Source organism: Rhodobacter sp. CZR27, from assembly GCF_002407205.1.
Classification (GTDB): domain Bacteria; phylum Pseudomonadota; class Alphaproteobacteria; order Rhodobacterales; family Rhodobacteraceae; genus Cereibacter_A.
Genome location: NZ_CP023548.1, coordinates 1,885,826 through 1,908,727, shown reverse-complemented (window position 1 = coordinate 1,908,727; position 22,902 = coordinate 1,885,826). Strand labels below are relative to the sequence as shown.

29 protein-coding genes and 1 tRNA gene are annotated in these 22,902 nt (G+C 68.4%); 19 read left to right on the top strand and 11 right to left on the bottom strand.

All coding sequences use genetic code 11. The features are described 5' to 3' along the window. Positions 1 to 10 precede the first annotated feature (10 nt). From CK951_RS09300 to CK951_RS21005, 7 genes are read left to right on the top strand one after another with little or no spacing between them, the layout of a single operon-like run. Positions 11 to 556: a phage head-tail connector protein gene (locus CK951_RS09300; RefSeq protein WP_096785877.1), complete on the top strand. Its 546-nt coding sequence runs from the start codon at positions 11 to 13 to the stop codon at positions 554 to 556. A gap of 1 nt (position 557) precedes the next feature. After that, a complete protein-coding gene (locus CK951_RS09295; RefSeq protein ID WP_096785876.1) occupies positions 558 to 812 on the top strand; it encodes a hypothetical protein in 255 nt (84 codons plus the stop codon). A gap of 4 nt (positions 813 to 816) precedes the next feature. Continuing rightward, positions 817 to 1,266: an HNH endonuclease gene (locus tag CK951_RS09290; RefSeq protein WP_096787214.1), complete on the top strand. Its 450-nt coding sequence runs from the start codon at positions 817 to 819 to the stop codon at positions 1,264 to 1,266. After that, positions 1,263 to 1,670, top strand: coding sequence for a P27 family phage terminase small subunit (locus CK951_RS09285; RefSeq protein WP_157764532.1), 408 nt, complete (start codon positions 1,263 to 1,265; stop codon positions 1,668 to 1,670). Before CK951_RS09290 ends, CK951_RS09285 begins: the two co-directional genes overlap by 4 nt. Positions 1,671 to 1,675: 5 nt before the next feature. Further along, positions 1,676 to 3,283, top strand: a complete 1,608-nt coding sequence (locus tag CK951_RS09280) for a terminase large subunit (RefSeq protein ID WP_096785874.1) — start codon at positions 1,676 to 1,678, stop codon at positions 3,281 to 3,283. 11 nt (positions 3,284 to 3,294) lie between these two features. Then, positions 3,295 to 3,801, top strand: a complete 507-nt coding sequence (locus CK951_RS09275) for a hypothetical protein (RefSeq protein WP_096785873.1) — start codon at positions 3,295 to 3,297, stop codon at positions 3,799 to 3,801. Continuing rightward, a complete protein-coding gene (locus CK951_RS21005) occupies positions 3,801 to 4,331 on the top strand; it encodes a hypothetical protein (RefSeq protein ID WP_157764531.1) in 531 nt (176 codons plus the stop codon). The genes CK951_RS09275 and CK951_RS21005 overlap by 1 nt, the downstream gene beginning before the upstream one ends. 57 nt (positions 4,332 to 4,388) lie before the next feature. Here CK951_RS21005 and CK951_RS22075 read toward each other — a convergent pair whose 3' ends face one another. After that, the gene (locus tag CK951_RS22075) at positions 4,389 to 4,742 is read right to left on the bottom strand and encodes a type II toxin-antitoxin system PemK/MazF family toxin (protein WP_394341567.1); all 354 of its coding nucleotides are present in this window, start codon (positions 4,740 to 4,742) and stop codon (positions 4,389 to 4,391) included. A gap of 74 nt (positions 4,743 to 4,816) precedes the next feature. Then, positions 4,817 to 5,050 (bottom strand): DNA-binding transcriptional regulator, encoded by a 234-nt coding sequence (locus tag CK951_RS09260; protein WP_198402443.1) that lies wholly within the window; start codon positions 5,048 to 5,050, stop codon positions 4,817 to 4,819. A 96-nt stretch (positions 5,051 to 5,146) separates the two neighbouring features. On the opposite strand from CK951_RS09260, the gene CK951_RS09255 reads away from it, so the two are divergent. Next, the gene (locus CK951_RS09255; RefSeq protein ID WP_096785870.1) at positions 5,147 to 5,374 is read left to right on the top strand and encodes a hypothetical protein; all 228 of its coding nucleotides are present in this window, start codon (positions 5,147 to 5,149) and stop codon (positions 5,372 to 5,374) included. Beyond that, positions 5,371 to 5,781, top strand: coding sequence for a hypothetical protein (locus CK951_RS09250; RefSeq protein ID WP_096785869.1), 411 nt, complete (start codon positions 5,371 to 5,373; stop codon positions 5,779 to 5,781). The genes CK951_RS09255 and CK951_RS09250 overlap by 4 nt, the downstream gene beginning before the upstream one ends. Before the next feature lie 15 nt (positions 5,782 to 5,796). Here the strand turns inward: CK951_RS09250 and CK951_RS09245 are convergent. Together CK951_RS09245 and CK951_RS09240 are read right to left on the bottom strand one after the other, a co-directional pair. Next, a tRNA-Asn gene (locus CK951_RS09245) sits at positions 5,797 to 5,871 on the bottom strand. Between the two features lie 58 nt (positions 5,872 to 5,929). Further along, complete coding sequence (locus CK951_RS09240) at positions 5,930 to 6,844, bottom strand: MBL fold metallo-hydrolase (protein ID WP_232520599.1); 915 nt, start codon at positions 6,842 to 6,844, stop codon at positions 5,930 to 5,932. A 40-nt stretch (positions 6,845 to 6,884) separates the two neighbouring features. Between CK951_RS09240 and CK951_RS09235 the strand changes: the two genes are divergently transcribed. Then, on the top strand, positions 6,885 to 8,204 hold the full coding sequence (locus CK951_RS09235; RefSeq protein WP_096785868.1) for an ATP-binding protein: 1,320 nt from the start codon (positions 6,885 to 6,887) through the stop codon (positions 8,202 to 8,204). Here CK951_RS09235 and CK951_RS09230 read toward each other — a convergent pair. The 4 genes from CK951_RS09230 to CK951_RS09215 all read right to left on the bottom strand — a co-directional run bounded on the left by CK951_RS09230 (position 8,201) and on the right by CK951_RS09215 (position 12,377). Beyond that, positions 8,201 to 8,734 carry a CAP domain-containing protein gene (locus tag CK951_RS09230; protein WP_157764529.1) on the bottom strand — a complete coding sequence of 178 codons (534 nt, stop codon included), beginning with the start codon at positions 8,732 to 8,734 and terminating at the stop codon, positions 8,201 to 8,203. The two genes, CK951_RS09235 and CK951_RS09230, sit on opposite strands and share 4 nt — an antisense overlap. A 96-nt stretch (positions 8,735 to 8,830) precedes the next feature. Then, entirely contained in the window at positions 8,831 to 9,493 is a 663-nt protein-coding gene (locus CK951_RS09225; RefSeq protein WP_096785866.1) for an ATP-binding cassette domain-containing protein, read from the bottom strand. Continuing rightward, positions 9,490 to 11,178 (bottom strand): ABC transporter permease, encoded by a 1,689-nt coding sequence (locus CK951_RS09220; protein WP_096785865.1) that lies wholly within the window; start codon positions 11,176 to 11,178, stop codon positions 9,490 to 9,492. Before CK951_RS09220 ends, CK951_RS09225 begins: the two co-directional genes overlap by 4 nt. Then, entirely contained in the window at positions 11,175 to 12,377 is a 1,203-nt protein-coding gene (locus CK951_RS09215) for an ABC transporter substrate-binding protein (RefSeq protein ID WP_096785864.1), read from the bottom strand. Before CK951_RS09215 ends, CK951_RS09220 begins: the two co-directional genes overlap by 4 nt. Positions 12,378 to 12,498: 121 nt before the next feature. Between CK951_RS09215 and CK951_RS09210 the strand changes: the two genes are divergently transcribed. The 6 genes from CK951_RS09210 (at position 12,499) to CK951_RS09185 (ending at position 16,673) form a co-directional block, all read left to right on the top strand. After that, complete coding sequence (locus CK951_RS09210) at positions 12,499 to 13,107, top strand: CDP-alcohol phosphatidyltransferase family protein (RefSeq protein WP_096785863.1); 609 nt, start codon at positions 12,499 to 12,501, stop codon at positions 13,105 to 13,107. 216 nt (positions 13,108 to 13,323) lie between these two features. Beyond that, a complete protein-coding gene (locus tag CK951_RS09205; RefSeq protein ID WP_096785862.1) occupies positions 13,324 to 13,956 on the top strand; it encodes an ATP-dependent Clp protease proteolytic subunit in 633 nt (210 codons plus the stop codon). Between the two features lie 121 nt (positions 13,957 to 14,077). Next, positions 14,078 to 15,340, top strand: a complete 1,263-nt coding sequence (gene clpX, locus CK951_RS09200) for an ATP-dependent Clp protease ATP-binding subunit ClpX (RefSeq protein WP_096785861.1) — start codon at positions 14,078 to 14,080, stop codon at positions 15,338 to 15,340. Positions 15,341 to 15,457: 117 nt separating this feature from the next. After that, positions 15,458 to 15,832, top strand: a complete 375-nt coding sequence (locus CK951_RS09195; RefSeq protein ID WP_096785860.1) for an NADH:ubiquinone oxidoreductase subunit NDUFA12 — start codon at positions 15,458 to 15,460, stop codon at positions 15,830 to 15,832. After that, positions 15,832 to 16,302, top strand: coding sequence for an outer membrane lipid asymmetry maintenance protein MlaD (gene mlaD, locus CK951_RS09190; RefSeq protein WP_096785859.1), 471 nt, complete (start codon positions 15,832 to 15,834; stop codon positions 16,300 to 16,302). The genes CK951_RS09195 and mlaD overlap by 1 nt, the downstream gene beginning before the upstream one ends. Next, positions 16,299 to 16,673, top strand: coding sequence for a DUF2155 domain-containing protein (locus CK951_RS09185; protein WP_096785858.1), 375 nt, complete (start codon positions 16,299 to 16,301; stop codon positions 16,671 to 16,673). The genes mlaD and CK951_RS09185 overlap by 4 nt, the downstream gene beginning before the upstream one ends. Here the strand turns inward: CK951_RS09185 and aat are convergent. The 3 genes from aat to accB are packed head-to-tail and all read right to left on the bottom strand — an operon-like array spanning position 16,622 to position 19,140. After that, on the bottom strand, positions 16,622 to 17,266 hold the full coding sequence (aat, locus tag CK951_RS09180) for a leucyl/phenylalanyl-tRNA--protein transferase (protein WP_096785857.1): 645 nt from the start codon (positions 17,264 to 17,266) through the stop codon (positions 16,622 to 16,624). The genes CK951_RS09185 and aat overlap by 52 nt on opposite strands. Positions 17,267 to 17,285: 19 nt before the next feature. Beyond that, positions 17,286 to 18,632, bottom strand: coding sequence for an acetyl-CoA carboxylase biotin carboxylase subunit (gene accC, locus CK951_RS09175; protein ID WP_096785856.1), 1,347 nt, complete (start codon positions 18,630 to 18,632; stop codon positions 17,286 to 17,288). Between the two features lie 7 nt (positions 18,633 to 18,639). Beyond that, positions 18,640 to 19,140, bottom strand: a complete 501-nt coding sequence (gene accB / locus CK951_RS09170; RefSeq protein ID WP_096785855.1) for an acetyl-CoA carboxylase biotin carboxyl carrier protein — start codon at positions 19,138 to 19,140, stop codon at positions 18,640 to 18,642. 259 nt (positions 19,141 to 19,399) lie between these two features. On the opposite strand from accB, the gene CK951_RS09165 reads away from it, so the two are divergent. The 3 genes from CK951_RS09165 (at position 19,400) to preA (ending at position 22,718) form a co-directional block, all read left to right on the top strand. Then, positions 19,400 to 20,737 carry an NAD(P)-dependent oxidoreductase gene (locus tag CK951_RS09165; RefSeq protein ID WP_096785854.1) on the top strand — a complete coding sequence of 446 codons (1,338 nt, stop codon included), beginning with the start codon at positions 19,400 to 19,402 and terminating at the stop codon, positions 20,735 to 20,737. Positions 20,738 to 20,800: 63 nt separating this feature from the next. Then, positions 20,801 to 21,340: a DedA family protein gene (locus CK951_RS09160; RefSeq protein WP_096785853.1), complete on the top strand. Its 540-nt coding sequence runs from the start codon at positions 20,801 to 20,803 to the stop codon at positions 21,338 to 21,340. 73 nt (positions 21,341 to 21,413) lie between these two features. Further along, positions 21,414 to 22,718: an NAD-dependent dihydropyrimidine dehydrogenase subunit PreA gene (gene preA / locus CK951_RS09155; RefSeq protein ID WP_096785852.1), complete on the top strand. Its 1,305-nt coding sequence runs from the start codon at positions 21,414 to 21,416 to the stop codon at positions 22,716 to 22,718. The last annotated feature ends 184 nt before the right edge of the window (positions 22,719 to 22,902 follow it).

Sequence of the window (22,902 nt, the reverse complement as noted above, 5' to 3'; positions counted from 1 at the left end):
GGGGGAAGCCATGCTGAAGCAGATCACGCCGCCAACCGAACTTCCGGTCACGCTGGCCGAGGCGCTGGCCCGGCTGCGCGTCGATCACAACGAGGATGACGCGATCCTCGAAACCTACATCCGCGCGGCAACCGAACGCCTCGACGGGCCGAACGGCTATCTTGGCCGGGCGATCAAGCCGCAGGTGTGGGAGATCACCCTCGACCGCTTCACCGGGCCGATCCGCCTGCCGCTGCCGCCGTGCCGCGAGGTGACATCGGTCGCCTATGTCGCCGCCGACGGCTCGACCGTGACGCTCGAACCCGGCGCCTACATCGTGGCCGGACTGGGCAGCGACGAGGGCGCCGTGATCCATCCGGCGACCGGCTGGCCGGCGACTGCCGCGCATCCCGAGGCCGTCACCGTCCGCTTCTCCTGCGGCTACACGACCGTGCCGGAGCCGATCCGAATGGCGATCCTCGACCGGCTCTGCCGGATCTACGACGGCGACGACGAGAGCATACCGGCCGATCGAGAAGACGACATGCTCCGCAACCTCCGCATCTGGGATTTTTGACATGGCCGATACCTTCGCCAATCACCTGCCGGGCCTCGACAGCCCCGCCGACAACGCCGCCGCTGTCACTGCCGCGGCGACCGCATTGCCCTTCCTGACCCGCGCCCTCTTCGTCGGGAGCGACGGCAACGTGACCGTGACGATGCGAGGCGGGCAGAGCGTGACGTTCGCGAACGTCGCGGCGGGAACCATTCTGCCGATCCGCGCGAGCCACGTCACGGCGGCTACGGCAACCGGCATCATCGCGCTTTGGTGACGTGATGCCATGGGCCGCGCCTCGTCACTGTGCTGCCGGGCATCCGCCGTTCACTGGCGCACGCTGCCCGATCTGCGCTGCCGCCTCGAAGGCTGCCGCCGAGGCGCGTCGTCCGTCCGCGAACGAGCGCGGCTACACCGGCAAGTGGGCAACGGCGCGAGCCGAGTTCCTGAAGCTGAACCCGCTCTGCTCCTGTGGTGCCGCGGCTACCGTCGTGGATCACGTCATTCCGCACAAGGGCGACCAGAAGCTGTTCTGGCAGCGATCGAACTGGCAGCCGATGTGCAAGCCCTGTCACGACCGGAAGACTGTCCGCGAGGATGGCGGCTTCGGCAACCCCGTCAAGGGCCGGGGCGGTGATCGAATTCGGCGGGCGGGTGCTGAAACCGGCGCCCTCGTTTCGCGCGCAACGCCGCCGAAAATGGCACTTTCCAAATGGGACTTTTGGTCATGAAGGGCCGCAAGCCGAAGCTGAATATGATCGAGGGCGTGGCTGCTGGCCGTTGCCCGTCGCCGCCCGGCGGGCTTGAAGCGCACGGCGCGGCCGAGTGGAAACGTGTGGCGCCTCTGCTGCAAGGCCGCGGCCACCTGACCGACGACACGCTCGCCACGCTCGAAAGCTACTGCCGGGCCGTTGGCCTGTCGCGGATCTACAACGAGATGATGGCAACCGAGGGGCATGTTCTCGCGACCGAGAAAGGTCTGGTGACGCATCCCGCGTTCAAGATGCTGATGGGCACCATGCGGGAAGCGCGGCTACTCGCCGCCGAACTCGGCCTGACGCCGCATCGGCGCGGCTCTGGTGACGGCGCAGAGAAACCGACGACCGACAAATGGTCGGGCGATCTACTGGCCTGACGATCATGGCCAGCCCGCTCTTCAACCCCGATCCGAGCCTCTATCCCGACCCGACCGGCCGCGCCGAGCGGATCTGCCGCTTCGTCCGCAATCTCTCGCTCTGGGAGGGCGACTTCGCGGGCGAGCCGTTCAAGCTGCATCCGTTCCAAGAGGCGATTATCCGGCGCATCTACGGGCCGGTGAACGAGGACGGCAGTCCCATGGTGCGGATCGCCTGCATCTGGATTCCGAGAGGCAACGCGAAGACGACGCTGGCCAGCGCGATCAGCCTCGCGCACTTCATGGGGCCGGAGGCCGAGGCCGGCGGGCAAGTCGTCATGGCTGCCGCCGACCGCGAGAACGCGGGAATTGCCTTCAACGCGGCGCACCAGTTCATCCTTCAGGAAGACGCTCTGGCGGCGCGCGTGCGCCCCGTGGAGAGCCGGAAGCTCCTGTCGCACCCGAAGACGAAGAGCACGCTGAAGGCCATCTCGTCGGAGGCCTACAGCAAGCACGGCCTGAACGTCTCGTTCTTCCTCGCCGACGAGATCCACGCATGGCCGACGGCCGAGGGCAGGAAGCTGTTCAAGACCGTCACCGACTCCATGGTGAAGCGGTCGAACCCGCTCACGGTCATCATCACCACGGCCGGCGAGGGCACGGGCGGGCTTGCTGCCGACATGTGGGCGTACTCGCACAAGGTTGCCTCCGGTGAGGTGGACGACCCGACCTTTGCGCCGATCATCCTGGCGGCCGAGCCGGATGCGGACTGGCGCGATGAAGCGGCATGGCGGGCGGCGAACCCGGCGATCGATGCCGGCTTCCTATCGCTGCATGAGCTGCGGACGAAGGCGCGGCGGATCGAGCACTTCCCGGCCGAGATCGCCGACTTCAAGCGGTTCCACCTGAATCTGTGGCAGGAGGGCGCCGCCGAGCCATGGCTCGCGCTCGAGATCTATGACCGGGCCGAAGACATGACGCCCGCGGCGGATCTGACCGGCCGGGCGTGCTGGCTGGGCGTGGACCTGTCGAGCGTCGAAGACCTGACGGCCGTGGTCGCGGTGTTCCCCGAAGGCGACGGTGAGGCGCGGCGCTACGACGTGCTGCCGATGTTCTTCCTGCCCGAGGCCAACCTCGCGCTGAAGGCCGAGAAGGACCGCGCCGACTATCTGCGGTGGGCCGAGGCCGGCTTCCTCACGCTGACGCCCGGCAACGTGGTGGATCATTCCGCCATCGTGGAGCACGTCGCCGACCTGGGCGAGCGGTATGGCGTCCAGGAGGTGGCTATCGACCGCTGGAACTCGACCGCCGTCAACACGGCGCTGCAAGAGCGCGGCTTCACCATCAACCAGTTCGGGCAGGGCATGGTCAGCATGGCCGCGCCGGTCAAGGAATTGAAGCGGGCGATCCTCGCCGGTCACTTCCGGCACGGCGGCAACCCGCTCCTGCGCATGTGCTTCGGCAACGTGGTGGCCGAGAAGGACGCGGCCGAGAACGAGAAGTTCACCAAGGCGAAGGCACGGGGCCGGATCGACGGGGCCGTCGCTGCCGCCATGGCCGTGGGCCGCATCCTCGCCGCGGAAACCGCACCGTCACCCTACGAGAGCCGCGAAGCCGGCTTCCTGTTCATCTGAGGGAGACCGCCATGCTGATGATGACACCCGCGGCTTTGGAGATGCAGCGCGCCTTGACCCGCCGCGAGCGGGATGCACGGCGCGAGCGGATCGCCAAGGTCCGCGCCGACGTGCTGGTGCGGCGGATGGCAATCGCCATGCTGACCGCCTTCGCCGAAGGCCGCGCGGCTTCGGTCTTCGCCTATGAGGGGCCGTTTCGCCACGGCATCCGGGCCACCTTGTGTTTGCAGGGCTGGCGGTGGGCCTCTGCGGACGAAGCGGCGGCGGCGCTGGTGGGTGCGGCGCTGGATCGTATCAAGGCAAAGCGGCCGGACTGGAACCAGGGGCAACCCGAGTGGACGGTGGAAGGCGGCGCCCTGATCGAGCGGACCCGCTGCATCCGGTGCGGCACTCCGCTGCCGGACGGACACCACAAGTTCTGTTCAAGCCTCTGCGGCGCCGCGCATCACGCGAAGGTGGCGCGCATCAAGGCCGCGCGTGACGGCGAGGCGGCCGAGGTCGCGATCCGGTCCCTGTGATGGACTTCGCCCGGCGCTGCGAGCACTGCGGCAAGGTCATCCCCGACGATGCCGACCCGCGGCGGATCTACTGCACGCGGCGCTGCCTGAACGCCGCGATGAACGGCTTGACGGCCGAGGCGAGGCGAGAGGCGAAGGCGGGCCGGATCTGCACCCATTGCGGCGAGCCGATCCCGACCGAGCGGCGGGTGGACGCGCTGTTCTGTTCTGGCCGCTGCCAGTCGGCGGCAAGGCACGCGCGCGACCGGGCGGCGAAGGTGCCGATCGAGCGCCCGGTGCCGGTGCGGCCGTCCTGCCCGATCTGCGGCAAGCCGGTGGCGCGGCGGGGGAAGACGTTCTGTTCCCGATCCTGCGCGACCCGGCACAAGCACGCCACGGGCAAGATCAGCAACGCGAGCCTGGCGGGCTACTACCGGCGTGGCGCGACAACTCATCCGCCGCGGGGCCAAGATAAGAAAAGCCCCGCTTCGGAAAGCGGGGCTGACAACCATTCGGATTTGGTTTCATCCTACATAGGTCCGCCACCCTGAGGTGGACTTGAGGCGCACCACGATGGACGTGAGCGCAGACTAGCACTAAATGGCGTGTCAGTCCTTCTCTGTCAAGGATTCCAGTCCGAGAGCGTGCAACATCGCCGTTCGCACCTTCGCCATCTGCTCGGCTTCAAGAACGATCTGAAGATACTTTCGTTTTCCGGTGGTCCTGTCTCTGCCGGTGAAGGGAAGTTGCATCCTGGTATACGAAAGGGTCGCCAACATGTCGCATTTTGCCCATTTGATCGTCCCTGCGTAGGGGGCGGGAGCGGGCATCGGCAACTCAACACGGCACTGGTACCGAATGCCTGAGCGCGACGCCGTGGTACTCAGTGGAACAACGGTACACAGCCCATCCCTATGCGGCAGTCTAGGGGAAACGACAACGGCGAGACGCTCTTTGACCATCTCAGGCTCGCGAAACCCCGTGGTGTAGTCGCAGATAACAATCAACCCCGGCCTCGGCGGGAATCTCAAACTCATTAGGAACCGGCCTTTTTCAACCTCACGCCTGCGCCGCCGCCGTTCTCTGGGATGAACTCGACGCCGGCCGCCTCCAATGCTGCCCGGATCGCGTCCGTCGACGGCCCGGCAACCTTCCTCCGATCCTTCTCGAAGTCAACAATCGTGGAAAGGCCGACAGATGCGGCCGCGGCAAGCTCTGGCTGCGTCATCCCGATAAGGGCGCGTGCCGCCCGGCATTGTGCTGGATTCATGTCTATCAATATTTTCTGTTGACCCGCGTCAAGACCGGGCGTATCACTAGTTTCTGTTGATACCGCACAAACTGACCATACGCAAGGAAGCCCAAAATGACTACCAAGACACTTGATGGCCTGAGCTTGGACGCCATCCGGCTGAATGGACTGGTGCAAGCACTGGTCATCGCCAACGAGGCGGCGCAGTGCGCCGACGACGCTTCGGCCCGCGCTGCCGTTGAAGCCCTGACATTCGAGATCGAGGCGAAGGTTCGGGATCTGACCGACGCGCTGAACGATCTGGCCGACGCGCAACGCCGCGTTCAGAGGGAGGCGGAATGATGTCCGATCTCCGCACCCTCTACGCCGACTGGCAGACCGCGCGGGCGGCATACATCGCAGACACTTCACCCGACCACAGCCCAGAAGCGATCGCGCTGTGGGATCGTTTTCGCGCGATAGAGGAGGAAGCCGCCAAGATCCGGCCGACAACCTTGGAGGACCTCGCGATCCTAGCCATCTTCGCCGACGACGACGGCATCCTCGAAGGCTCGACCTGCGCCAAGCCGTTCATGGAACTGTGCTGGGAGATTGCCGGGTGGAAAAGGCGGCGTGATTCGTCGCTTATGCGCGCCGTGCCACACCGGTTAGGGGTAGGGTGGCCGGGCTTCGCGCCCCTGTTCCCCCGCTGTTCCCCAGCCACAAACACAAGAAAGCCCGCCAGCGGCGGGCTTCTCTTATGTAGCTGATCTCTTTCGAGATTTTGGCTCCGGCGGTAGGGATCGAACCTACGACCAATTGATTAACAGTCAACTGCTCTACCGCTGAGCTACGCCGGAACACGGGGGCCGTATAGCAAGCGTCATCGGGGGCGTCCAGAGGCATTTGGAATTTTTTTCACCTTCGCCTGTCGTCGTCGAGCATCGTGTAGATCGCGTCCTCCAGCGTCCCCGGGCCGGCGGTCACTGCCCCCCGCTCCGTAAGGTGGATCAGATGGGCGAGGAGGTTGCGCGCGGCGGCGGGAAGCAGCTCGGACGGGGTGTCGGCATAGACCCGGCCCGTCAGATCCTTGAGGGTCGCAGGGCCCTGGGCGAGCGTGGCGAGCAACGAGGCTTCCCGCTCGCGGCGGTGGGAGGCCAACCAGGCGAGCCGGTGCGCGGGATCCGTCACGGGCGCGCCGTGGCCCGGATGAAGCACGCGCCACGGTCGCCGCGCCAGCCGCTCCAGCGAGGCCATGTAGGCGCCCATGTCGCCATCCGGGGGAGAGACGAGGGACGATGCCCAGCCCATGGCGTGGTCGCCGGAAAAGCAGCGGTCACCCCAGGCGAAGCAGAGGTGGTTTCCGAAGTGGCCGGGCGTGTGCAGGGCCTCGATCTCCCAGTCCGGACCACAGACGCGCTCGCCGTCGGAGAGGCAGCGGTGCGGCGCGAATCCGGCGTCGACTCCTTCCCCGCCGCCGATGCCCTCGGCCGCAAGCTCCGCCATCCGGGGGCTACGTCCGGCGTCGGCCGGGCCGAAGGCGAGGACCTCGGTCCGCACGAGGGCGGCGAGGGGCAGGGCGAGGGGGCTGTGGTCGCGATGGGCATGGGTGACCAGGATCACCGAGATCCGCTCGCCGGGCCGGAGCGCCGCAAGAAGCGCATCGCGATGCGCGGGAAGGTCCGGGCCGGGATCGATCACGGCGACCTCGCCCTCACCCAGAATGTAGCTGTTTGTTCCCCAGTGCGTCATGGGCGAGGGGTTGGGCGCCAGCACGCGCCGCAGCCCGGGCTCCAGCCAGACGCAGGCTCCGGGGACCGGCCTCTCCTCCATCGCTCTTCCCTCGCTTTCGGACGGGGGATAGGCTTGGCCCATGTTCGCTCCGCTCAAGACCGTCGTTCCGCGCAGCCTCTATGGCCGCGCCGCCCTTATCCTGATCGTGCCGATCGTCACGATCCAGCTTGTCATATCCATAGCCTTCATCCAGCGGCATTACGAGGGCGTGACCCGGCAGATGGCGCGCGGGCTGATGGTCGAGCTGCGCCACCTGATCGACGAGGTTGCGAAGGCGCCGTCGCCGGCGGAAGCGCAGGCCCGTGCCGCGGCAGTCGCCCGGGCGCTGGAATTCTCCGTGGAGCTGCCGGCAAGCTGGCAGGCGTCTGAGGACCGGCGCGATGCCTGGGACCTGTCGGGACGGCAGCTCATCCTCACGCTGCGGGGCGGCTTGCCCGAGATGGGGGCGGTGGATCTCCAGCGTTCCGACAACGAGGTGTGGCTGCTGCTCGGGACCGGAGCGGGGCCGATGTCGGTGGCGGTCGACCGGCGGCGGGTCTCCGCCTCGAACCCGCACCAGCTTCTGGTGCTGATGATCGTGACCTCGATCCTGATGACGGTGATCGCCTATCTGTTCCTGTCCAACCAGCTTCGTCCGATCAAGCGGCTGGCGGATGCCGCCGAGGCCTTCGGCAAGGGACGGCACATTCCCTATCGGCCGCGGGGCGCGCTGGAGGTGCGGGCGGCAGGCACGGCCTTCGTCGAGATGCGGGCGCGGATCGAGCGGCAGATCGAGCAGCGCACGCTGATGCTCTCGGGCGTCAGCCACGACCTCCGGACGCCGCTGACCCGGTTGCGGCTGGGCCTGTCGATGCTGTCGGACCCGGACGAGTCCGAGGAGCTGCTGCGCGACGTGGCCGACATGGAGCGGCTGGTGGACGAGTTCCTGTCCTTCGTGCGCGGCGACGCGCTGGAGGAGGCGGAGGAGGTGGACCCACTGGCTCTGGTGGCCCGGGTGGTCGAGAACGCGCAGCGGCTGGGCCAGCGGGTGACGCTGGCGCGGGCAGAGGGACAGGGCGCGATGCGGCTGCGCCCGGCGGCCGTGGCCCGGGCGGTCGAGAACCTCGTCGGCAACGCGGTCCGCTACGGCTCGCGCGCGGAGGTATCGGTGACGCTCACCGACCGCGCCCTGCGGATCGTGGTCGAGGACGACGGCCCCGGCATTCCGCGCGACCGGCGCGAGGAAGCCCTGCGGCCCTTCACCCGGCTCGATACGGCGCGCAATCCCAACCGGGGCGGTGGCGTGGGGCTCGGGCTCACCATCGCCAAGGACATCGCCCGCAGCCACGGCGGCGCGCTGCGGCTGGGCGAGAGCGAGACGCTGGGCGGGCTCAGGGCCGAACTGGTGCTCGCGCGCTAGCGCGGCGCGCCGAGCACCATCACCCAGTAGGGCCGGTCGCCCGCCGGACGGGCCAGCCCGACGCCGACCTCCCGCGCCTTGGGCTGCAGGATGTTGGCGCGGTGACCGGGCGAGTTCATCCAGCCGGAAACCAGCCTCTCGGGCGTATCGAAGCCCTTGGCGACGTTCTCGGCGCCCATCCGGTAGGCGTAGTTGCCGCGCCGCATCCGAAGCCCGAGGTCGGAGCCGTCGGAGCCGGCATGGCTGAAGGTGCCTCGGGCGGCCATGTCGCAGGCGTGGCCATGCGCGACCCTGTCGAGGCGCTGCGATGGCTGAAGGGGCGCAAGCCCCGACTCGCGCCGGGCCGCGTTGGTCAGCGCGACGACGCGGTCACGGGCGGCCGCTTCTTCGGCGGGCGCCGGACAGCGCGAGGAGGCGGGAGCCTTGCCCGGATCGCGCTGATTGCTCCAGACGAGCGGGACGGCGCGGGTGTCGGCACTGGTGGGCACGGGAATCGGAATCGGCACGACGATGCAACCCGAGAGCAGCATCACCGGCACCAGCCTTGTCAGCCGGCCGCCGACGGCGTGTAAGAAGAGAGATGGGGCTGCCATGGGCCGGCCTCCTTGGTCACAACCTGCGCGGGATTAGCCGGGCAATCCCCATGGTGCAAGCCTTGTTCCCAAGGGCGAGACGACCGGGCCGCCTGCCGCGCGCGCATCCTCGGGCTCGTGGGTGACGAGGACGACCGGCAGACCCCGCTCCCGCGCGCGGTCCAGCACGAACTGGCGGATCTGCGCACGAAGCTCCGCATCGAGCGAGGAGAACGGCTCGTCCAGCAGCAATGCCCCGGGTTCCGCCAGAAGCGTCCTGAGCAGCGCGACGCGGGCGCGCTGGCCACCCGAAAGCGTCGCAGGATCGCGCGCGGCCGATCCGCCCAGACCCGCCTGTTCCAGCGCCTCCTCGATCCGCGCCCGCCGTTCCGGCCGGGGCAGGCCGGGCGGCAGCGCGAAGCCGAGGTTGCCGCCGACCGAGAGATGGGGAAACAGCACGTCCTCCTGCATCAGCAGCCCGATGCGGCGAGCGTGGGTCGGCAGAGGCGTCACGTCCCGGCCATCCAGCAGGATGCGCCCGCCCATCCGGAAGACCGGATCGAGCGTGCCGATGATCGCGGCGAGTGCCGTGGACTTGCCCGAGCCCGAGGGGCCCATGATGGACAGGACCTCGCCCGGCGCGACGGTGAGGTCGAGATCGACCAGCGCCGCCTCGCCGCGCATCACGCGCAGGCGGTCGAGGCGCAGCCCCCTCATGCCGCGGCCATCCCGCGCCGGTGTCGGAAGGCAAGCGCAGGCAGCATCAGCGCGAGGGCGAAGCCCGCCGCGGGCAGGACCATCTGCAGCAGCGCATAGGTGCCGACGATGCGGCGGTTGCCGCCCGACGCCAGCGCCACCGCCTCGGTCGTCAGTGTGGCCACGCGGCCGCCGCCGATCAGCAGCGTCGGCAGGTATTGCCCGACCGAGACAGCAGCTCCCACCGCCAGCGCGGTCAGGACCGGGCGCAGCAGCATGGGCAGCCGCAGGCGCCAGAAGATCCGGCCGGGGGTCGCACCGAGCGTCGCCGCGGCCGTGGCGATTCGGCCGTCCCACGCCCGGTAGGGCGCCGACAGCGACAGGAACACGTAGGGCAGCACGAAGACGAGATGGACGGCCGCCACGGCCACCGCCGAGCCGTCGAGCCCCAGCCCGAGGGCCGCGACCTGAAGCCCGGGCAGGAAGGCCACCTGCGGCACGATCAGCGGCAGGTAAAGCGCGGCCATGGCCGCCGGCGAGGGCCGAAGACCGTGGCGCGCCTCGGCCTCGAGGCAAGCAAGCGCCAGCGCCAGCGCGATCCCGGCGGTCGCGGCGGCGATGCCGAGCGTCAGCACGGTCCGTCCTGCAAGATCGGGCGCCGCGGCGGCCCATGTCCGCAGGCTGAAGGCGGAGGGCAGCGCGTCGGGAAAGCTCCAGAGCCCGGCGACGGACCAGAGCGCAAGCCCGCCGAGGCCAAGGCCGACTGCGGCCACCACCAGACCCGCCCCGCCCAGCGCCAGCGGGCGAAGCAGCGCGTCGAGCCGCGCGCCCCGCAGCCCGGCTACCGCCCCCGCGACCAGCAGGCGGCGGGCGGCAACCTCGGCCGCGCACCAGCCGGCGAGCGCGGCCGCGACAAGCCCGAGTTGCAGCAGCGCCGCCGCGGCCGCGCGCCCACGCTCTGCCAACGCCGGATCGGCCATCCAGAGCGCGACCTGCACCGACAGCGTCGGTGGCCGGGTCGGCCCGAGGATCATCGCCATTTCGACGGCGGTCATGGAATAGGCGAGCACCGCATAGACCGGCAGCCGGATCTGCCGGTAAAGCGCCGGCAGCACCCCGAAGACCCAGCCGGCCATGCGGCCGTAGCCGAGGCTTGCCGCCAGCACCGTCCGCCGAGCGGCGTCGGTCTGGGGCAGGGCGGCCAGGGACATCAGCAGCAGGAACGGGACCTCCTTGGCCACCAGCCCGGCCACGAGGGCAAGGCCCCAGGGATCGTTCAGCGTCAGGAGGTCGGGTGGCTCGGTCCAGCCGGTCGCCCAGGGCGAAAGCGCCCGCGCGATCCACCCCGAGGGCGCGATCAGGAAGGCAAGCCCCAGCGCCACCGCGGCATGCGGCACCGAAAGCAGTGGCGACAGCAGCCGGAGAGTCGCGCGGAACGCCCGGCTACCGGGCAGCAGCGCAAGGATCAGGAGCGTCAGCCCCAGCGCCAGAACGGTCGAGACGAGGCCGGTGGTCACCGACAGCCGCACCGCCGCGCCGAGGCCCGGCCAGCCGGCCAGCGCCCGGAACGCGTCAAGGCCGGGACGCTCGCCCAGCCCGAAGGCAGGCGCCACGGTTCCCGCGACCCCGGCCAGCACCGGCCCTGTCACGAGCAGAAGTGTCAGCCGGGGCGCCTGCCGCAGCAGCCCGCCGCCGGCCGCGGTCATCGCGCCGTCCCGTAGCGGCGCGTCCAGTCCTCGGCGATGCGGTCCATCCAGCTGGCATGGGGCTCGAGCAGGGCAGGGCCCAGTTCCGCCGGGCCGAGGGTCGCCACGCCGAGGTCGAGCGCTTGGAAGCGGGCACGGTCGGCTTCGGGCAGGGCGTCCAGGTCCAGCACGGTCTGGAAGCCGAGAACCGCCGGGTCCTGCGCGCGGGCCTGCACCCCGGGGTCGAGGAGGAGGTTCGCGATCACTTTTGCCCCCGCCTCGTGCGCCGCATTGAACGGGATCGCGACGAAGCTCGCATTGCCGATGGTGCCGCCCTCGAGCACGAAGGTGCGCACGCTGTCGGCCAGTTCGCCCGCCGCGATCGCGGCCGAGGCGCGTCCGGGATTGAAGGCGAAGGCGATCGCCACCTCGCCATCCGCCAGAAGCTGGCCCAGCGCGGGCTCGTTCGCGGGATAGGCGCGGCCCTCGCGCCACAGATGCGGCGTCGCCGCATCGAGCCACTGCCAGAGCGGCGCCGTGATCCGGTCGTAGCTTGCCGGGTCGACCGGCTTCTGCAGCACCGCCGGGTCCTCGGCCAGGCCGATCAGCACCTGCTTGAGGAAGGTAGTGCCGAGGTAGTCGGGCGGCTGGGGATAGGTGAACCGGCCGGGATTCGCCCGGATCCAGTCCAGCAGCGCGTCGAGCGTGCGGGGTGGCCCCGCAAGGCGGGCGCTGTCGTATTCGAAGACGAGCTGCGCCATCGCCCAGGGACTTTCCAGCCCGCCGGTCGGCTCGGTGAAGTCGGTGACGACGGCAGGCTTGCCCGTCACGTGGACGAAGCGCCAGTTCGGCAGGCTTTCGGCAAAGGGCGCCGACAGCAGCCCGCGCGCCTTCATCGCGGCGAAGTTCTCGCCGTTGATCCAGATCAGGTCGACGGCGCCGCCCTCGGTTCGGCCCGCCTGCTTCTCGGCCAGAACCCGTGCCACCGCATCGGTGGTATCGGCCAGCTTGACCTGCTGCAGGGTGACGCCATGGCGCGCCTCGGCCTGCTCGCCCACCCAGTCGATGAAGGCGTTGATCTTCGGGTCGCCGCCCCAGGCGTGCCAGTAGACGGTCTGGCCCCGCGCCTCGGCCAGCACGGCGTCCCAGTCGCCGGCCCATCCGGCAGGTGCCAGCGCCGCGAGGCAGGCCAGCGCAGAGGCGACGATGCGTCCGATCATGCGGCTCTCCTTCATGGGCATGCCCCTTGGGATTACCGCGTGGCGGGTCGCCTGCGCAACGGCCGCCGGTTGCCTCGGGCGCCATGTTGCGCCACAGACGTCGAAAACCGGAGGTGTCCGCATGCTCGACGGCCTGATGCGTCGCCTGATCGATCCGCCGCTCGACAGGGTCGGTCGCGCGCTGGCGTCGCGCGGATGGCGCGCCGACGCGGTGACGCTGGCGGGACTGGGCTTCGGCCTGCTGGCCGCGCTGCTGATCGCGACGGGTGCGCCGGGCTGGGCCGCGCTGATCCCCTTGCTGATCGGCCGGCTGATGGACGGGCTTGACGGCGCCATCGCCCGCGCGACGCGCAAGACCGACTTCGGCGGCTATCTCGACATCACCTGCGACTTCCTGTTCTACGCCGCGGTGCCCCTGGCCTTCGTGCTGCGCGATCCGGCAAACGGGGCGGCCGGCGCCTTCCTGCTGGCGTCGTTCTACGTCAACGGCGCAAGCTTCCTCGGCTTCGCCGTGCTGGCGGCGCGGAACGGACTCGAGACACGGTCGCGGGGCGAGAAATCGCTCTATTTCACGGCGGGGCTGCTCGAAGGCAGCGAGACCATCGCCTTCTTCCTGTTCCTCTGCCTTTTTCCGCAGGCCTTCGCCCCCGCTGCCTGGATTTTCGGCACCCTCTGCTTCGTGACGGCCGCAAGCCGCGTGCTGCTGGCCCGGCGGCAGTTCCGCGCCTGAGCTTCGCGCCCCCATGGATGGCGGAATTGCCCCGGCCGCGCCCGGGCCAGGGCGCGTGGCGCGGGCGAGTCCGGCCAGGGGGGTGCCCGCCGGGCGACGGATGCCCGAGGCGTGCCTCATTTCTCCCGTGCCCTTGCGGGGGCGGGAGCGCGCCACTAAGACTCGGGTAATTGGTGGAAGATACTCCTTGCAAATGTCACGGGACAGCAGGCGCACATGAAAGACCCTATCGATCTCTACATGAACACGCTCGTGCCGATGGTGGTCGAACAGACCAGCCGGGGCGAAAGGGCCTATGACATCTACAGCCGCATGCTGAAGGAGCGGATCATCTTCCTCTCCGGTCCGGTGCATGACGGCATGTCGTCGCTCATCTGCGCGCAGCTGCTGTTCCTCGAGGCCGAGAATCCCTCGAAGGAAATCGCGATGTACATCAACTCGCCCGGCGGCGTGGTGACGAGCGGACTGTCGATCTACGACACGATGCAGTACATCAAGCCGAAGGTCTCGACGCTGGTGATCGGTCAGGCGGCATCGATGGGCTCGCTTCTGCTGACGGCGGGCGAGAAGGGGATGCGCTTCTCGCTGCCCAACAGCCGCGTGATGGTGCACCAGCCCTCGGGCGGCTACCAGGGCCAGGCAACGGACATCATGATCCACGCGCGCGAGACCGAAAAGCTCAAGCGCCGGCTGAACGAGATCTACGTGAGGCACACCGGCCAGCCGCTGGAAGCGGTCGAGGCGGCGCTTGAACGCGACAACTTCATGTCGGCGGAAGACGCCAAGGCCTGGGGGCTCATCGACGAGATCCTGGAAAGCCGCGGCAAGATGGACGACACGTCGAAGTGACGTCAGGCCCCCGCCGGCCCGGATCGGCGGGGGCGATTTGGCGTTGTGAAGGTCGGGGCCTTGTCCTAGACTTTTCGCAGGGCCCGGAGGCCGCAAGGCAGGCGCACGGCAGAGGACGACGATGGCTAACAATTCTGGCAGCGACAGCAAGAACACGCTCTACTGCTCTTTCTGCGGCAAGAGCCAGCATGAGGTGCGCAAGCTGATCGCAGGGCCGACCGTGTTCATCTGCGATGAGTGCGTCGAGCTCTGCATGGACATCATCCGCGAGGAAACCAAGACCAGCGGGCTGAAATCGGCCGATGGCGTGCCGACGCCGCGCGAGATCTGCAAGGTCCTCGACGATTACGTGATCGGCCAGATGCATGCCAAGCGCGTGCTCTCGGTTGCGGTCCACAACCACTACAAGCGGCTCAATCACAGCTCGAAGAACGACATCGAACTGTCGAAGTCGAACATCCTGCTGATCGGCCCGACCGGCTGCGGCAAGACGCTGCTCGCGCAGACGCTGGCCCGCATCCTCGATGTGCCCTTCACCATGGCGGATGCGACGACGCTGACCGAAGCGGGCTATGTCGGCGAGGATGTCGAGAACATCATCCTCAAGCTTCTGCAGGCATCGGAATACAACGTCGAGCGGGCGCAGCGCGGCATCGTCTATATCGACGAGGTCGACAAGATCACCCGCAAGTCGGACAACCCCTCGATCACCCGCGACGTCTCGGGCGAGGGGGTGCAGCAGGCGCTATTGAAGATCATGGAAGGCACGGTGGCGAGCGTTCCCCCGCAGGGTGGGCGCAAGCATCCGCAGCAGGAGTTCCTGCAGGTCGACACGACGAACATCCTGTTCATCTGCGGCGGCGCCTTCGCCGGGCTGGAAAAGATCATTGCGCAGCGCGGCAAGGGCTCGGGCATCGGCTTTGGCGCCGAGGTCAAGGATCCCGACTCGCGGGGCGTGGGCGAGCTGTTCAAGGAACTCGAGCCCGAGGATCTGCTGAAGTTCGGCCTCATCCCGGAATTCGTCGGCCGTCTGCCGGTGATCGCCACGCTGACGGACCTCGACGAGGCGGCGCTGGTGACCATCCTGACCGAGCCGAAGAACGCGCTGGTCAAGCAGTATCAGCGCCTGTTCGAGATCGAGGGAGTGAAGCTGACCTTCACCGGCGACGCGCTGACCGCCATCGCCAAGCGCGCGATCAAGCGCAAGACCGGCGCGCGGGGCCTGCGCTCGATCATGGAGGACATCCTGCTTGACACGATGTTCGAGCTTCCCGGCCTCGAGGGCGTGGAAGAGGTGGTCGTGAACGAGGAAGCGGTGAACAGCGGGGCGAAACCTCTGCTGATCTACACCGAGGTCAAGAAGAAGGACGCCACCGCCGGCTGACCGGCGGAGGGTTCGGAAAGGCGGGCATCTGGCCCGCCTTCTTCTTTTCTGCCGATCCCGCTGGACCTCGGCGGCGGCTTTTGCCATATCGATGCAGCAGAATTCGGAGGCTCGCGGATGTCCATTCTCAAGCGTGCGGTCACCTGGTGGGACGGCCAGACCCTTGGCACCCAGCTCTTCACCTGGCGCAAGGGCGTCAAGGTTGGCGAGGACGAGCAGGGCAACGTCTTCTACACCAGCCGGGACGGCAAGCGGCGCTGGGTGATCTACAACGGCGAGATCGAGGCGAGCCGGATCGGGGCGGACTGGCACGGCTGGCTGCACTCGACCTGGGAGGATCCGCCGACCTCCAGGCCGCTGAAGCACAAGCCTTGGGAAAGGGCCCATGTCGAGAACCTGACCGGCACCGATGCCGCCTATGCCCCGCCCGGCTCGATCCGGCGCACCGATCCCGTCGCCCGGCGCGACTACGAGGCGTGGCAGCCCGAGTGATGTCCGAAAATCGTGCAGAAGTTCTCGCGGGGGCGGCCGTGCTCGCCGCGGCCGCAGCGTTCCTCGTTTATGCCGGCCAGACGGCCGGGCTTTCACGTGACAGCGGCACCTATCCGCTGAAGGCCAGCTTCCGCTCGGTCGAGGGGATCTCGGTCGGCACCGACGTCCGGCTTGCCGGCGTGAAGGTCGGCACCGTGACGGACCTGACCCTCAACCCACAGACCTTCTTCGCCGATGCCACTGTCTCGGTGAAGCAGGGGGTGGAACTGCCGACCGATTCCGCCATCCTGATCTCGTCCGAAGGGCTGCTGGGCGGCAATTATGTCGAACTGGTGCCCGGCGGCGCGCTGGAGAACCTCGCCCCCGGCGACGAGATCGAGGATACGCAGGGCTCGGTCAGCCTGATCTCGCTGCTGATGAAGTTCGTGGGCTCCGGCACCGAGGACGCGATGAAGGGCGAGGACGGATGAAGCGCCTCGCGGCGCTCCTGCTGCTGATCTCGGCGCCGGCGCTGGCACAGGATGTCCGCACCGCCGAGGGCAGCGGCGCGCTGCTCCGCTGGCTCGACAAGATGTCGGGAGAGACCGCGGACGTGGAACTGTCCGCCGGGCAGGCTGCGGTCAGCGGGCATCTGACGATCCTGCTCGACGAATGCCGCTATCCTGCGGCCGACCCGGCCTCGGATGCCTTCGCGCACTTGACCATCCGCGATTCGCGCGCCGCCGATCCGGTGTTTTCTGGCTGGATGATCGCCTCAAGCCCCGCGCTCTCGGCGCTGGACCATCCGCGCTATGACGTCTGGCTGCTGCGCTGCACGACCGAGGCGGGATCGGCGGAGTAACCCGGCGGATCGAAGTCGGCCGTACCGGTCAGGGCCGCGGCCAGACGGCGGCGGTAGTCCGCCCGGCTGATCTCGATCGCGCCGAGCGAGGCGAGGTGAGGCGTCAGGAACTGCGTGTCGAACAGGGTGAACCCGCCGGCCTTCAGCCGGTCGATCAGGAAGGCCAGCGCGACCTTCGAGGCGTCGCGGCGGCGAGAGAACATGCTTTCGCCGAAGAACGCCCGGCCGAGTGTCACGCCATAGACGCCGCCGATCAGCTCGTCACCCTCGCGCACTTCGAGCGAATGGGCGTGGCCCATCGCGTGCAGATCGCGGTAAAGCCGGAAGATCGTCTCGTTGATCCAGGTTTCCTCGCGCGCGGCGCAAGCCTCGACGGTGGCGGCGAAATCCTCGTCAATGCCGATCCGCCAGTCCATCCGCCGGATGCGGCGGGCAAGGCTGCGCGAGATGTGGAAGCCGTCCAGCGGGAAGATGCCGCGCCGCTTGGGATCGACCCAGTGGATCTCGGGGTCGTCGCGCGACTCGGCCATCGGGAAGATCCCCATAGCATAGGCGCGGAGCAGGAGGGGTGGGGTCAGCGCAGGCGGGGTCATGCCCCGCCCGCGAGAGGCTTCAGCCGAACTGGGCCGCGAGCCATTTTTCCAGCCAGTGGATGTTGTATTCGCCGTTCTGGATGTCGGGCTCGGCCAGCAGCGCGTGGAACAGCGGCACGGTCGTGTCGACGCCGTCCACGATCAGCTCTCCCAGCGCGCGCTTCAGACGGGCCAGCGCCTCGGGCCGGTCGCGGCCGTGCACGATCAGCTTGCCGATCAGGCTGTCGTAATAGGGCGGGATCGAATAGCCGCCATAAAGGGCCGAATCCATCCGCACGCCGAGGCCGCCGGGCGCGTGGAACACCCGCACCTTGCCGGGGCAGGGCGTGAAGTTCGGCAGCTTCTCGGCGTTGATCCGCACCTCGATGGCATGGCCGTTGATCTCGAGGTGGTCCTGCTCGAAGGACATCGGCAGGCCGGCGGCCACGCGGATCTGTTCGCGCACGAGGTCCACGCCGAAGATCGCCTCGGTCACCGGATGCTCCACCTGCAGCCGGGTGTTCATCTCGATGAAGTAGAACTCTCCGTCCTCGTAGAGGAACTCGATCGTGCCGGCGCCGATGTAGTTGATCCGCGCCACGGCATCGGCGCAGATCCTGCCGATATGCGCCCGCATCTCGGGCGTGATGACGGGGCCGGGGGCTTCCTCGAACACCTTCTGGTGGCGGCGCTGCAGCGAGCAGTCGCGCTCGCCCAGATGCACGGCCTTCCCCTTGCCGTCGCCGAAGACCTGGATCTCGATGTGGCGCGGCCGCTGGAGGTATTTCTCCATGTAGACTTCGTCGTTGCCGAAGGCGGCCTTGGCCTCGGAGCGCGCGGTCCGGAAGGCCACTTCCAGCTCTTCCACGGTCCGGGCGACCTTCATGCCGCGCCCGCCGCCGCCGGCGGTGGCCTTGATGATGACCGGGAAGCCGATGGAGGTCGCCACCGTGACCGCCGTCTCGAAATCCGGCACGCCGCCGTCCGAACCCGGAACGCAGGGCACGCCCAGCGCCTTCATCGTCTCCTTGGCGGTGATCTTGTCGCCCATGATGCGGATGTGGTCCGCGGTCGGGCCGATGAAATCGATGCCGTGGTCCTGCAGCGCCTGCGCGAAGGCCGCGTTCTCGCTCAGGAATCCGTAGCCCGGGTGCACGGCCTCGGCGCCGGTGATCTCGCAGGCCGAGATGATCGAGGCCTTGTTCAGGTAGCTTTCGGTCGAGGAGGCCGGGCCGATGCAGACGCTTTCATCGGCCATGCGGACGTGCATGGCGTCGGCATCCGCGGTCGAATGGACGGCGACCGACTTGATCCCCATCTCCTGGCAGGCGCGGATCACGCGCAAGGCGATCTCGCCGCGGTTGGCGATCAGGATCTTTTCGAACATCGGTGCCTCACTCGATGATCATGAGGGGCGCGCCATATTCCACGGCGGTGCCGTCGGCGACGAGGATGCGCTTCACCGTGCCCGCGCGCGGCGCGGGGATGTGGTTCATGGTCTTCATCGCCTCGATGATGAGCAGCGTCTGGCCTTCCGACACGGTCGTGCCCACGGCCACGAAGGGCGAGGCGCCCGGCTCGGCCGCGACATAGGCGGTGCCGACCATCGGCGAGGTGACGCATCCCGGGTGCTGGGCCGGATCCTCGACCGCCGGGGCAGGGGCGCCGGCGGTGGCTGCCGCGGCCGGGGTCGCGACGGCAGGGGCGGCCTGCATGACCGGGGCGGCGACCTGGGTCGTGACGATGTTGGCCTGCTTCACCACGCGCACGTCGAGGCTGTCGTCCTCGCCGTATTCCCGTTTCACCGAGAGTTCCGTCAGCTCGTTCTTGTTCAGAAGCTCGGCGAGCGCCTGGATGAAGGCGACATCGGCCTCAATGTTGTTCTTGTTGCTCATGACCGTCCTCGGTTGGCTGATCTGCCGGATGGGAATGGGCCACGCCCCCACCCGGGCGCGCGGTTTCGCTGGCTTATACGCAAAGCCTGCGGGGGTGAAAAGCGCCAGTTCGTCGCGAGAACTGCGGGTTCTGCCGCTTTTTCAGGCGCTGCCGGAGGCGGAGGGCCGGCACGAGGCCAGCGGCATTATTTACCGTTTGATAAAAAATCGGACCCGTGTCAGCCTTTTCCCACAACAACAGCCCAGGGAGGGCACGCCCTTGTCCAACAGCCAGCTCACGCCCGGCGTCGTGCCGGGTCGTCTGCCAGCGGAAGCCTACTGTCGGAACTTCGCGGATGTGGACCCGCCGCTTGACGCGCACGAGGCGCGGGTGGCGGCCGACCGCTGCTACTTCTGCCACGACGCGCCCTGCGTCACCGCCTGTCCGACCTCGATCGACATTCCGCTGTTCATCCGCCAGATCGCCACCGGCACGCCCGAGGCCGCGGCGCGGACGATCTTCACCCAGAACATCCTCGGCGGCATGTGCGCCCGGGTCTGCCCGACCGAGCAGCTCTGCGAGGAGGTCTGCGTCCGCGAGGTGGCCGAGGGCAAGCCGGTGGAGATCGCGCGCCTCCAGCGCCACGCCACGGATACGCTGATGGCGAAGAACCTTCATCCGTTCACCCGCGCGCCGGCGACGGGCAAGCGGGTGGCGGTGGTGGGCGCGGGGCCTGCGGGACTTGCGGCCGCGCACCGGCTGGCGATGCTGGGCCATGACGTCACGCTTTACGACGCGCGCCCGAAGCCCGGCGGGCTGAACGAATACGGTATCGCCAGCTACAAGGCCCCCGGCGGCTTCGCGCAGGCCGAGGTGGACTGGCTGCTGATGATCGGCGGCATCACGCTGAAGACCGGCGTGGCGCTCGGCAGGGACATCACGCTCGAGAGCCTTCGCGCGGATCATGACGCGGTGTTCCTCGGCATGGGCCTGTCGGGCGTCAACGCGCTGCGCGCCGAGGGCGAGGACCGCGAGCATGTCCATCCGGCGGTGGACTTCATCGCCGCGCTGCGTCAGGCCGAGGATCTGGCCAGCCTGCCGGTCGGCCGCGACGTGGTGGTGATCGGTGGCGGCATGACGGCCATCGATGCCGCGGTGCAGTCGAAGCTGCTGGGCGCCGAGACGGTGACCATCGTCTACCGCCGCGGGCAGGAGAAGATGAGCGCCTCGCGCCACGAGCAGGACCACGCGACCTCGCATGGCGTGCGCATCGTCTGCAACGCGGCGCCGGTGAAGGTGCACGGCAACGGCGCGGTGCGCGAGGTCGAGTTCGCCTATACCGAGGACGGGCCGGCCGGCCTGAAGCTTCTGCCCGAGACCTTCCGGCTGAAGGCGGACCAGCTGTTCAAGGCCATCGGCCAGACGCTCGGCGAGGTGCCCGAGGCGCTCGCGCTCGAGGGCGGCAAGATCGCCGTGGATGCCGCAGGCCGCACCAGCCTGTCCGGCGTCTGGGCCGGCGGCGATTGCGCCACCGGCGGCGAGGACCTGACGGTGACGGCCGTGGCGCAGGGGCGGGATGCCGCCATCGACATCCATGCCGCGTTGACGCAGCCATGAGCGTCGCTTGCACGCATCCGGTCGAGGGGCTAGGTCCTTTCCCGGTCACAACCGGAGAGGCACATGGGCGGCATCGTCGAGACGATCGTGGACTTCATCCGCGACAACAGCGCCTGGGCGTTGTGGATCGCGCTGGCCTTTGCTGCGGCCGAGACCACGGCCTTCCTGTCGATCCTGATCCCCTCGACCGCGATCCTGTTCGGAGTGGGCGCGCTGGTGGCCACCGGCGGGCTCGACTTCCTGCCGATCTGGGTCGGAGCCTCGATCGGGGCGATGATCGGCTCGTTCTTCTCCTACTGGCTGGGCTGGCGCTTTGGCCAGAAGGCGCTCGAGATGCGGCCGATGCGCGACCATCGCGCGCTGATCATGCGGGGCACCGATGCCTTCGCGCGCTGGGGTGCCTTCGCGGTGCTGATCGGGCATTTCTTCGGCCCGCTGCGCGCGGTGGTCTTCGTGATGGGCGGCGTCTCGCGGCTGCCCTTCTGGCAGTTCGCGCCGGTCAACATCCTGGGCTGCATCGCCTGGGCCTGGGCCACGCCCAAGTCGGGCGAGATCGGCGGCAACATCCTCGGCTACCTCTGGAACCTCGTCACGGGCGGCTGACCCCCGCTGCCCGTTCCATGGCATCGCTTCAGGCCGCACCGCGGCCCGCTTCCGCATTCTGAGGACCAAAACCATGGCCAACCTGCAATCCGACTTCATCGGCATCAAGTCCCCGAACCCGTTCTGGCTCGCCTCGGCGCCGCCCACCGACAAGGAATACAACGTCCGCCGCGCCTTCGAGGCCGGCTGGGGCGGCGTGGTCTGGAAGACGCTGGGCAGCGAGGGCCCGCCGGTCGTCAACGTGAACGGCCCCCGCTACGGCGCGATCTGGGGCGCCGACCGGCGGCTTCTGGGCCTGAACAACATCGAGCTCATCACCGATCGCCCGCTCGAGGTGAACCTGCGCGAGATCAAGTCGGTCAAGCGCGACTACCCTGACCGGGCGCTGGTGATCTCGCTGATGGTCCCCTGCGACGAGGACTCGTGGAAGGACATCCTTGCCCGCATCGAGGACACCGAGGCCGACGGGGTGGAACTGAACTTCGGCTGCCCGCATGGCATGGCCGAGCGCGGCATGGGCTCGGCCGTGGGGCAGGTGCCGGAATACATCGAGATGGTCACGCGCTGGGTGAAGAAGCACAGCCGCATGCCCTGCATCGTGAAGCTCACGCCGAACGTCACCGACATCCGCAAGCCCGCCGAGGCCGCGAAGCGGGGTGGTGCGGATGCGGTCAGCCTGATCAACACCATCAATTCGATCACCGGCGTCGACATCGATGCCTTCGCGCCGATGCCGACCATCGACGGCAAGGGCACCCACGGCGGCTATTGCGGCCCCGCGGTCAAGCCCATCGCGCTGAACATGGTGGCCGAGATCGCGCGGAACCCCGAAACCCACGGCCTGCCGATCTCCGGCATCGGCGGGGTCACGACATGGCGGGACGCGGTGGAGTTCATGCTGCTCGGCGCGGGCAACGTGCAGGTCTGCACCGCGGTGATGACCTACGGCTTCCGCATCGTGCAGGAGATGATCTCGGGGCTTTCCGATTACATGGACGGCAAGGGCTTCGAGACGACCGCCGGGATCGTCGGCCGCGCGGTGCCGAACGTGACCGACTGGCAGTATCTGAACCTGAACTACGTCACCAAGGCGCAGATCGATCAGGACCTCTGCATCAAGTGCGGGCGCTGCTACGCCGCCTGCGAGGACACCAGCCATCAGGCCATCGCCATGTCGGCCGACCGCACCTTCAGCGTGAAGGACGAGGAATGCGTCGCCTGCAACCTTTGCGTCGACGTCTGCCCGGTCGAGAACTGCATCACCATGCGCGAACTGCCGAAAGGCAGCGTCGATCCGCGCACGGGGCGCACCGTGGGCGATTATGCCAACTGGCTTTCGCATCCGAACAATCCGGCGGTGCGTGAAGCCGCCGAGTGACAACCGGGCGGCGGCGCCTGGGGGCGCCGCCGCAATGCCCGCCGCGCGGCGCGGCGCGTTCCATGTCCTGCGAAGCGACCCCTCCGCCGGATGCATGCCCCGGTCGGCCAGGCACCGTTCGCGCGAGAGGCAGGTTTTGCTTTCTGCCTCCGGTTGATCTATTCTTGAGCGTGCCCTTTTGATT